This window comes from Deltaproteobacteria bacterium (assembly GCA_020845895.1).
Taxonomy (GTDB): domain Bacteria; phylum Lernaellota; class Lernaellaia; order JACKCT01; family JACKCT01; genus JADLEX01.
Genome location: JADLEX010000074.1, coordinates 1 through 10,930, shown reverse-complemented (window position 1 = coordinate 10,930; position 10,930 = coordinate 1). Strand labels below are relative to the sequence as shown.

Below are 10,930 nucleotides of genomic sequence, written 5' to 3'. Positions count from 1 at the left end.
GCGATTGGCGACTCGACTGCGGACAAGTCGGTCTCGTGGCCCCGGAGTCCCCCGCCCCGGAGTCCCCCCCCCGGAGTCCCCCCGGAGTCCCCTCGACCGACTGAGGACAATTCGGTATCGTGTCCCCGGAGTCCCCCCGGAGTCCCCATCCCCGGAGTCCCCCCCCCGGAGTCCCCCCGGAGTCCCCTTGCGACGTCCGTGCCGCAAACGACGCTGTGCCACCCGCCTTGTGAGCGCTCGGCGGCGGTGCTACAACACGGGCATCACCCACGGAAGAGGCTCATGCGGGATCTGCGCAAGTTCCGCAACAAGATCACGCTCGAACTCGACAATCGTCAGATCGCCTTTATTTTCTCGGGGCTGCTGGCGATTCTCGTCATCGTGTTTGCGCTCGGCGTGGTGGTGGGCACGGGTCTTGGCCGCCTGTCCGCGATGGAAGGCTCCGCCGAGGGCGTGGCGCCCACGCCGGAGACGATCGTCGCCGAGGGACTGACGGTCACCGGAAGCGACATCGGCGCGACCCCCGCCGCGACCCCCGGTTCCGACACGATGGTGCTGCCCGTCAGTGCGTCGCCGACGCCCGCCTCCGCCATGCCGCTGCCGCCGCCCGAGTCCGGAATCAAGAGCCCCGTCTCGCCCGGACCGATCGGTGCGCCGGCCGCCATGCCGCCGCCCGCGCCGGTCGAGCCCGCCGGGCCGCCCGAACCGCCCACCGGCACGGGGTGGACGGTGCAGCTCTCGGCCCACAGCGACGAAGCCGAGGCCAAGACGCGCCAGCAGTCGTGGATCGGCAAGGGCGTGCAGGCCTACATCGTCAAGGCCGAGCTCGGATCGAAAGGCACGTGGTACCGGCTGCGTGTCGGAAAGTTCGCGAACAAGAGCGGTGCCGACCAATACGCCGCGGCCCTCGCGGCGAAAGAGGGCATCAAGCCCTACGTCACCACCATCGGTCCCTGACCCGCCTTCTCAGCGTTTTCATTCCGACGAAACTCGCCTCGTTTTACGCGGTCTCGCTCAAATATGACGTGGATCATCCGATTTTTTGTCACTTTTCGGATAGACTTTTAAGTTGATCGAGACAATTTGAGCGGTTTGCGCTCTTTTTCGCGTTCAAGAAAGGACGTTGGATAAATTCGCATCGGTTCGGAAGGAAGGGACGGCTGGCGCTGAGCGTGGTGCTGTGCGTCGCGTTTGTCGCTTCGGCACACGCGGCGTCGATCTACAAGCTCAACGACGGGCAAGCCCTGGATCACTCCAAGGGTTCGCACGATGTGGAGGTCGACAACGACGGCAACGTGCACATCGTCACGATCGGCCAAAGCGAAGACGTGGTTACCGACGGCTACAACAACGAACCACAGGTCTATTACATGATGGTGGCGCCCGACGGCGACGTGCTGATCGACACGACGTGGATCACCACGGGCGGAACGGGTTACACGGATAAAGCGAAGCCGCAACTGACGTGGACGGATTCCACGAAATCCACCCTCGCGGTGGTCTGGGCCGATGAGAAGGACGACGTCTTTTTCGTTCTGCTGAATCCCTCGGACCACGCGCAGGACGGCAGCGACGCCATCCCGGCCGTCGAGGATCTCACGGCGGATGGAGGCAACACGGGCGACGGAACGATGGGAGTGTGGACGGCCGCCGGTGCGACGATCAGTGAGGACTGGACGCTCGAATACGACGGCACGGATTGGACCGCCACGGGTTCCGTGAGCGGCGAACTGCCGTGGACAGCCGGTACGGGGACGATTTTCCCGGACACGGAGTCGAACGAATTCACTTCGCCGATTTCGTTTTACGCGACGGACGGCGGCACGCCGTTCGCGAACGGCGACAAGTTCACCTTCAGCACGGTGGCGAGCGACATCCTGAGCGAACCCGCCGGCGAGCCGATCTCGGACGTGGACGGAACGCAGTCCACGCACCCTCGCATCACGCTGCGTGAAGACGGCAACCTCTACATCATGTGGCGCGACGAGGCGTATGACGAAACGGAAAATCCGGACGGCAGCGGCGAATTCGGTTGGCGCACGTGGAACGCCACGGACGGGTTTGGAGACATCAGCACCTTCGGAGAACTCGACGGCTCTCTCTTCTGGGGCCAGCGCGGCGAGATCCGTGAGGTGTACGATGGAAATAACGTCCATACCGTCATCGGCACCGGCAGCTTCGGCGACAAAGACAATGGGGGAATCGTGGAGCAGATCCGGTACGTTCTTTCGGACACGACGGACGGTTCCGACCTGGTCGCCGGTTCTTCGGTGTTCATTAACCGCCACGTCATGCGCCCCACTCTGACGCAGCTCCCGAATGGAAACATCCTGATCGCGTTCCAGTCCTTCCTCGACGATGACGCGAACTCGGACAAACACTACACGCAGCTTTTCACCGCGATCATCGACCCGTCGGGCAACGGATTCGACGGCTCGACGTTCACGCCGGACGTGACGCCGGATGTGGACGCCGGCAACGCGGGCAACGGCGACATCAGTGACGTCATCGTGTCGATGGCCGCCGAGGCCGGCACATACACCGTGACGTGTACCGACGACAGCGTGTCGGGCAACGAGATTTGGTCGGTCGAGAGCCCCTCCAAGGCGACGCTCGCGGAAGCGACAACGGGCCTGCCGTACAGCACGGACACCGGCATGGTGAGCTTTGTGATCGAAGATGGGGCGACGGATTTCGCGAACGGCGACGTCTTCACATTCGACGTTGCGGCGAATCCGGCGGTCATTCAGCCCCCGACCCCTTTCGAGCCGACCGAGGGCTATCATCATCCGGTTCTCGTGTCCGATCCGAACGGCGGCGGCATCCTGCTGGTCGTGGTTCACAAGGGTTCGCAGGGCGATGTCGACTACGACTACAACGAGGTCGAGTACGCCGTGCTGGGTTACGATGGCGCGGTCCTCGCGGGTCCCACGCAGGTGTCGGATCTGGACAACGTCGACGTCACGATGGAGTGGCCGACCATGCCTTCGGCGGTGTGGGATGGCGACACGTTCTACTTTGTATGGTCCGAGGACGACGACGGCGTTGGCGAATCGTATCTCGTTCTCGGCGTCGAGGAAAACCCGGTGGACGGCGTGAGCGTGACGAGCGCGACCCCCGCGGATGTCGATGAGGGTGCGGATGCGTCTCTCACGATTGTGGGTTCCGGTTTCGAAGACGGTGCCGCGGTCGATGTCGGAGGCACGGCCCTCACCGACATCGCGGTGGGTTCGGCGACCGAAATCACCGGAACGCTGCCCGCGGGTCTTGCGGTCGGGTCCTACGATGTCACCGTCACCAATCCCGACACCCTTTTCGGCGTGCTCGCCGACGGCGTGACGGTTGTCACACCGGGCGATGACGACGATTCGGATGACGATGCCGGCGACGCGGGCGGCGATGACGATGCCGGCGACGACGATGGCGGCGGCGGTGATGACGACGATGACGACGGCGGCTGCTGCGGTTGCTGATCCCTGATCGAAATATCACGGCGGGCGTCCTTCGGGGCGCCCGTTTATTACTCGGGCGGCAACTCGACGCTCTATGACGAATGTCAGGTTGCTCCGTTCAAAAAATCCCCTAACCTCATCGTGTTTGCGAACTTCTGCTTTACGGAGGGAGAATCCGATGTTCCGAATGAGGTGCATGCTTGCCCTTGCTCTCTTGGTCGCGACGGCCATCTCGGCCCACGGCGCGACGGTCACGCTCGACAACGAAGACATGGAATACGATTCCCGCAAGCCGGGTTTCGTCGTCGATGCGGACGGAAACATCCACACGGCGAACCGGGGTTACTGGGACGGCGGCCCGGTCGGCTGGGGCAATAACTACAATTTGATCTATCACATGGTCGAGTCGGCCACGGGCGACGAGCTGATCGACGACACGTGGCTGACCGTCGGCGACGAACAGGCCCGCGTTCAGTTCATCCGGCTGGCCGACGGAAAACTCGCCGTCATCTATCACGAAACGGCCGATGAGGTTTATCTGGCGGTTCTCGATCCGAGTCTCCACGACCAGGACGGGTCCGACGCGAACGCCACGGCGACGACCCCGGTGGCCGACGGCGGAAACACCGGCAACGGAACGATGAGCGCTGTCCAAACCGGCGCGGCGGTCACGCAGACGGAAACCTGGACTGTGGAATACGACGGTACGGAATGGACCGTCACCGGCAGCGTCAGCGGGGAACTCGCCGACACGCTGGTCGGAGTCTCCGGCAACTACCTTCCCGAAAATAACGGCGAAGCCACCCCGGTGGCGTTCACGCTCACCAACGGCGGCACCGGCTTCGTCTCCGGCGACCAGTTCACCTTCTCCACGACGGCCAGTCCGATCCTGGTTGAACCGGCGACGCCGCTTTCGTTAGGCGGCAGCGATTTCAGTCATGCCGCGCGCGCCGCACTGACGTCGGATGATCGGCTCTTCGTGGTGTGGCGCACCGGCGGCTATGAGACGAATGACAGCGAACTCAACAGCCGCATCGTCACGCCCGGCGGGACCATGGAGACCATCGACCAGATCGACGACTTCGGGTCGACCGAGCGGTTCGCCGATTACGGACAGAACTACGTCGAGGTCGTCTCCAACGGCATCGGCCAGCACGTGCTGTTTTCGAATTACGATCAGGCGACGTACTCGGATCTCGTGACGATCCTGCGCTATGTGGTGATCGATCCGCTCTCGAAGAGCGACGTTGTCGCCTATACCCCCGTCCGGTTCAACGTGTACGGCTCCGACTACAACGGCGCGCGGCGGCCCGTCTTCCGCACGCTCCCCAACGGCAACGCCTTTCTGGCGTTTCAGGACTACATCGATGACGACGGCTTCTCTCAGCTTTTCACCACGATCTTCGACCCGTCCTCCGCGGGGGAAGACGGCGATCCGCTGGTCGAACCGGTGACCCCGACCGCCGACGGAGGGAACACCGGCAACGGAACCATGACCGATGTCCAGGTGTCGCTTTCGGCCCCGGCCGGCACGGTATCGTGGACGGTGACCTGCACCGACGACAGCGTCGCGGGCAGCGAGGAGTGGTCGGTGGAAGACGGCGCGAAGACCGCATACGCCGACGCGACGACGGGCGTTGCGTACACGACGGAGACGGGTGCCGTTCTTTTCGAGATTGCGGCGGGCAGCACGGATTTCGTCGTCGGCGACGAGTTCACCTTCACGACCGTCAACGACGCGGTCATCGTGGAAGCGACGAATCTCGACAGCACCCGCAACTTCCACCACCCCGAAGCCCACGTCGATCCGAACGGATCGGGGATCTTCCTGAGCTTCGCCGAAGGGGACAACGCCTCCGCGTCCGACGACGAGATCTTCTACGCGGTCCTCGGTTATGACGGCCAGGTTCTGGAGGGCCCGGAACAGGTGTCCAACTCCGACAGCGGGTCGGACTATATCGATTGGACCTTCGAATCCGCCATCGGTCTCGCGGGCGGCAAGGTCGCTATCGCCTGGACTCAGTATTTTTCCACGGCCGATGAGGTCTCTCAGATTCTCGCGCTCGAGACCAACCCGGTGGATTTCCCGACCATCGCGTCGGTTGCGCCGGCGTCGGCCGACGAGGGTGTCGAGACCGAGATCGTTATCACCGGGACGAACTTCGCCACGGGCGTTGCGGTGTGGGTCGGCGACAACGAGCTGACGACCGTGACGCGCGACTCGGCCACGCAGATCACGGCGACGGTGCCGGGGACGCTGGCGGAGGATACCTACGACGTGAAAGCGGAGAACCCCGACACGCTCTTCGCCGTGGCGGCGGATGCCTTCGAGGTCACGGCCTCGTCCACCGACGACGACACCGACGACGATAGCGACGACGACTCGGATGACGACTCGGATGACGACTCGGACGACGACGCGGGCGGCGATGACGACGCGGCCGACGACGATGCGTCGGGCGGCGACGACGATGACGACGACGACGGCGGCTGCTGCGGCTGCTGATCCCCTGATCTGAGATGGAGCGAGGGGCGGGCTGCTACGGCCCGCCTCTCTTTTTCCCCGCCGGCGGCGCCGACCCTTCATTCGTGCGCGACTTTGTGCTAAACACCGGCGACTTTTTCCAGTGGAACTTTCTTTTTCACCCGCATGTCCATCGCGGGACGGGATACACATGGAAGATCGACGGCAACATTTGAATTCGGGCCTCGCCGCGCGCTCGCTGGTCAATCGCGACGACCTGCGCGAAACGCGGGGCCGCTACACCCCCATCGTGCCGGACTTCACCATCGTGCTGCTGTCGGGATCGGTCTTCGACGCGGGCGCGGCGGTACTGCGGCCCCTCTTCGACACCATCGCGAAAGCCCGCAAGACCTACCGCTTCGGTGTCTCGTGCGGCGGCGGGGTGCGCGAGCGCCACACCTACCGCATCGGCATCGACCTGGGTCTGCCCATCGGCGGCCTCGCGTCCATCGTCGGCGCGGTCGGCGAGCAGAACGCCCTCATCGCGTGGTCGTGTCTCACCGACGCGGGCGCGCTGCGTATGAACAAGGCGAACCTGGAGATGCTGCCCTTCGTCCTCGATTTGGGCAAACTGCCGGTGCTCGTCGCCTATCCGCCCTACCACTACTGGGAATATCCCAACGCGGATTCGCTGATCCCCATGCACGGTCCCGACTGCGGCGTGTTCATGCTGGCCGAAACTCTGGGCTGCAAGGTGATCCTCGTGAAGGACGTCGACGGCATCCACGACGACGATCCGAATCTGCGCGAGGGCACACAGCGTATCGACCGCGTCACCGTGGCCGAACTGCGCGCGAACGGACCGAAGACGCTGCCGATCGAGCCCATGGCGCTCGACATCCTCGGCCGCGCGCGCAATCTCACTCACACGCACATCATCTCGGCCCGGCGCCCCGACGACCTCGTCACGGTGCTCGGCGGCGGCGATGCGGGCACGCGCCTCGAGCGCGGCGAATAACGGAGAAAATATCATGCTCGATCGGCGTACCTATTCGAACGAATACCTGAACGCGCTTCGGCCGAACGCGAATCCCTACCGGATGCTTCCCGACGCCACGGTCATCAAGATCGGCGGCCAGAGCGTGATGGACCGCGGTGCCGTGGCCGTCATGCCGGTGGTGGAACAGATTCGCGCGGCCGTAAAGGCGGGGCAGCAGCTCATCGTCTGCACCGGCGGCGGCACGCGCTCGCGTCATATCTATCAGCTCGCCGTGGACCTCGGCCTGCCGCCGGGCATCCTCGCCAAGGCCGGCGAAGCGGTGGCCAAGCAGAACGCGCGCATGATCCAGATGTTGCTTTCCGACTGCGGATCGGTGCACGTGCACGGCGAGAACCTCGAGGAGCTGCCCGCGTTTTTGCGCGCCGGATCGCTGCCCGTGCTCTCGGGCATGCCGCCCTACGAATACTGGACGCGCCCGCCGTCGGACGGACGCATTCCCGACGAACGCACTGACGTGGGCACGTACCTGCTCGCCGAGGTGATGGGCGTGAAGCGGTGCGTCTTCGTCAAGGACGAGGACACGCTCTACGACGACGACCCCAAGCGCAATCCGAACGCGAAGAAGATCGAAACCGGGCGTGTGTCCGAAATCGAAGCCTCGAATCTCAAGGACATGATCATCGAGCGCGTACTGCTGAAGATGCTGCGCGAGGCGCGTTTCGTGAAAAAGATCCAGGTTGTCAACGCGCTGCGTCCCGGGCAGCTCACGGCGGCGCTCGCCGGCGAACCGGTGGGCTTCACCTTCGACGGCGGGGCGTGATCGTGCGCGCGCTTCGTCTCGTCGCGATCGCGGCGATGTTCGCGCTCGCTGCGGCGTGCGCCAAAGCCCCCGCGCCTGTCGAGCCCACGCCGACGCCGACGCCCGCACCGACCCCCAAGGTCGCGAAGACCGAACGCGGTGAGGGATCGGGCGAAGGCGGAGGCAAGGGCAGAGGGCGCGGCGAAAAGGGCCGGGGCGACAAGAACAAGGGCGACCGCATGGCCGAGAAGATGGAGCGGTCGCGCTACGCGCTCGAGGTCGTGAAGCCCGACGGCACGAGCGTGAAGATCCCCGCCAAGGAACTGTGGGAGATGCGCGAGGCCGAGCCGATGGAGATCGGCGGCAAGAGCTGGCACGGCCCGACGCTCGCGAAGGTCATCGAAAAAGCCGGCATCGAGAAGTACAAAAAGGTCGAGTTCCACAAGAAGGACACGGGCCTCGCCGTGCTGAAAAAAGACATCGACGCCGATCCGAACCGCTATCGCCTGATCTTCAGCCGGGTGCCCGACCTCAAGCTCGCCGACGCCAAGGTGAATCATCCGGGCGTGCGCCGGGCGACGCATCTCAAAAAGATCTACGTCAGCGCGAAATGACCGACGAAATCCAGAGCGCGCAACCGATCGGGCGGCGTGACGCCGTCCTCGGCGCGATGGGCTGGATCTACGTTCTCACGCTGGGCGTGATCGTTTTCGCCATCGACCACCCTTGGTGGCTGGGCGGGCTGTGCGCCGCGCAGTTTGCCGTCGCGCTCGCGGCGGGCGTGCGCGCGTCGGAAATCCTCGACACGCTGCGCCGTCTCGTCACGTTCTTCGGCTTCCTGCTCGCCTCCTACATCGTGTTCGGTGCGCCCTGGCGTGAGGGCGCGTGGCTGTGCGTGCGCATCCTCGCCGTCATCGTCGCGTCGCTCGCCGCGCGCGGGCCCCTGGGATCCATGCGCCTGTTCGCCGGGCTCGAATTCCTTCGCGTGCCGCGCGCGCTGGCCGTGCCGCTCACCGTCTCGATCGCGATGATCAACGAAGAGGGCGGGCGCGGGGGCGGTCGAGGCCGGGGCAAGGGCGGCGGCAAAGGCGGCGGCAAGGGAAACGGCGAAAAGAAATCGATTCGCGAGATCATTCGTTCGGGCGCGTCGCTCATCACCGGTCCGCTCGCGCGGCTCGATGCCCGCGCCGACGCCGCACTGGCGCCTTATGGTCTTTCCGAAAACGCCGCCCACGACGCGCGCGTCGTCGTCTCCACGTCCGTGCTCACGATGATGACGCGTTTCCTCAAGGTCGCCCCCGGGCTTCCCGTCGCTCCCGGCCACAAGGGCATCGTGCTGATTCCGCTCTATCTTCACGCGGCGCGTTCCGCGCGCGGGCGCTTCGGTGCGTTCAAGGTCGGCGCGGTCACGGCGGTGATCTCGTTCCTCACCGGCGAAGGGCGCTTCGGCGTCTTCGAGATGCTCAAGCACTTCGTCGCGGGTCTCACCGCCGATCTTCTGCTGCCGCTGTATCGAAAAAATCCGTCCGTCTTCACGCTCGGCTTCGTCGGCATCGTCGTGGCGCTCGCGCGCTTCACCACCATGGCGCTCGTGACATGGCTCGCCGGAGCGCCGCCCGAGTTCTGGGCGCTCATCGGCACCATCGGTCTCACGCACGTCGTCTTCGGCGCGCTCTCGGGCGCGGTGTCGCGAGCGCTCTTCACGCTCACCGACGCGATGGCGACCGGCGAAGCGCCGGCGACCGCGGTGGCCCAAATCCCCGAATCGGCGGCGGAGACCTCCGCGCCGATCAGCCCCGTCGTTGATCCCGAAATCCGTCGCGGCGGTGGCGGCGGCGGTGGCGGTGGCGGCGGTGGTGGCGGGGGCGGTCGTCGCCGCGCGAACGACGAACCCTGACGCGTCAAATCAAACGGCGCCCGCGCATCGCGCGAACGCCGCATCACGTCTTCAGCGAATTCTCACACCCAGGGCAAAACGAAAGACGGCAGCCCACCGACGCGGTTGTTGATGCCGCGGCGATAGATGAGGATCTCGCGCCCGCCCGTGCGCGACGTGCGCAGGATGAGGATGACCTCGGAGGCGTCGAGCAGTACCGCCACGTCGCGGAACATCCACGGATGCAGCGACACGCCCTGATGGCGCGCGGCGCGATCGACCATGTGACTGACCGCCAGCACCGTCGTACGCAATCGCGGCAGGATCTTCGCGACCGCCGCGACCGCGTGATCCACGGCGGCGATGCGGTCCTGCTCGGGCGGCGTCTGCACCGCGTGCAGCGGATCGAAGATGACCAGGTCCACCTTGCCCGCGCTCTCGATCGTCGCGATGAGATCGTCGGGGTCGCGGCGCACGGCGACATCGACGTAGAGGCCGGGGGTCGGCGCCCAGTAGCCCTCTTCGGTCGGAGAGATCAGCGCGAGCACACGCCCACCGTTTTCGATCACGGTGTTCGCGATGTGAACGGCGAGATACGAACGCGCCGAGTGCTCGACACCCGACAGCACGTTCATGGTGCCCACCGACAGCCCGCCGATGCGGTGATCGAGCGCCATGATGCCCGTCTCGACTTTTTTCAGCGGCAGCGGAGGCACCGGCGCGAGCGGCATACGCGCGACGCGCGACGGTTCCGAGCGCGGTTCGGTGCGCGACTCGGCGCGGGATTCGACGCGAGGCACGGTGCGCGGCTCCGGGCGCGGCTCGGTGCGTGCGATCGGCCGCGGCGGCAGCGGTTCGCGCACCTGGCGCGGCGCGGGCGCGGGGCGTTCGATACGCGCTTCGGCTCGCGTTTCAGACTTCATTTCCGGTCGTGGAATCTGCGGCCGCGCGGGCGGCGGCGGCGGAGCCTTGCGGATGATCGTGCCGGTCGGCCCGGCGGGCGGAGTGTCTTTGTGCCGCTTGAAGATCGGCCGGTCGAACTCGGGGTCGGGACCCTTGTACCGCGACGGTACCAACTCGGGCTCGCGCGGCGCGTCAGGGTCCGGCGCGGCCGCGATCGGCGCGGGGGGCGCGGGCTCGTTCTTCGCGTTCGCGCCCGTCCGCTGCGCCGCGGATGTGGCCGAACCGCCGAGAGACGTGGCCGAACCGCCGAGAGACGTGGCCGAACCGCCGGGATTCGTTCCGAAGGAACCGGGTCCGTCAGTCATGCCGGGCCGCTCCTGTTGTCGGGGAGCCGGACGCTCCGAACCTGTTTCCGGAACGCGCCGGATGGGACGCG

At 65.7% G+C, this 10,930-nt stretch carries 8 protein-coding genes; 7 read left to right on the top strand and 1 reads right to left on the bottom strand.

Annotated features, from left to right (window positions below):
• Nucleotides 1-282: 282 nt before the first annotated feature.
• From IT350_10015 to IT350_09985, 7 genes are all read left to right on the top strand, one after another.
• Nucleotides 283-957, top strand: a complete 675-nt coding sequence (locus IT350_10015; GenBank protein ID MCC6158375.1) for an SPOR domain-containing protein — start codon at nucleotides 283-285, stop codon at nucleotides 955-957.
• A 215-nt stretch (nucleotides 958-1,172) separates the two neighbouring features.
• The gene (locus tag IT350_10010; protein ID MCC6158374.1) at nucleotides 1,173-3,473 is read left to right on the top strand and encodes an IPT/TIG domain-containing protein; all 2,301 of its coding nucleotides are present in this window, start codon (nucleotides 1,173-1,175) and stop codon (nucleotides 3,471-3,473) included.
• Nucleotides 3,474-3,630: 157 nt separating this feature from the next.
• Entirely contained in the window at nucleotides 3,631-5,958 is a 2,328-nt protein-coding gene (locus IT350_10005; GenBank protein MCC6158373.1) for an IPT/TIG domain-containing protein, read from the top strand.
• A 169-nt stretch (nucleotides 5,959-6,127) separates the two neighbouring features.
• On the top strand, nucleotides 6,128-6,934 hold the full coding sequence (locus tag IT350_10000) for a hypothetical protein (GenBank protein ID MCC6158372.1): 807 nt from the start codon (nucleotides 6,128-6,130) through the stop codon (nucleotides 6,932-6,934).
• A gap of 13 nt (nucleotides 6,935-6,947) precedes the next feature.
• Nucleotides 6,948-7,736, top strand: coding sequence for a uridine kinase (locus IT350_09995; protein MCC6158371.1), 789 nt, complete (start codon nucleotides 6,948-6,950; stop codon nucleotides 7,734-7,736).
• A gap of 2 nt (nucleotides 7,737-7,738) precedes the next feature.
• Nucleotides 7,739-8,329, top strand: coding sequence for a hypothetical protein (locus IT350_09990; protein MCC6158370.1), 591 nt, complete (start codon nucleotides 7,739-7,741; stop codon nucleotides 8,327-8,329).
• The gene (locus IT350_09985; GenBank protein ID MCC6158369.1) at nucleotides 8,326-9,612 is read left to right on the top strand and encodes a hypothetical protein; all 1,287 of its coding nucleotides are present in this window, start codon (nucleotides 8,326-8,328) and stop codon (nucleotides 9,610-9,612) included. The genes IT350_09990 and IT350_09985 overlap by 4 nt, the downstream gene beginning before the upstream one ends.
• Nucleotides 9,613-9,674: 62 nt before the next feature.
• Here IT350_09985 and IT350_09980 read toward each other — a convergent pair whose 3' ends face one another.
• A complete protein-coding gene (locus tag IT350_09980; GenBank protein ID MCC6158368.1) occupies nucleotides 9,675-10,859 on the bottom strand; it encodes a hypothetical protein in 1,185 nt (394 codons plus the stop codon).
• Between the last annotated feature and the right edge of the window lie 71 nt (nucleotides 10,860-10,930).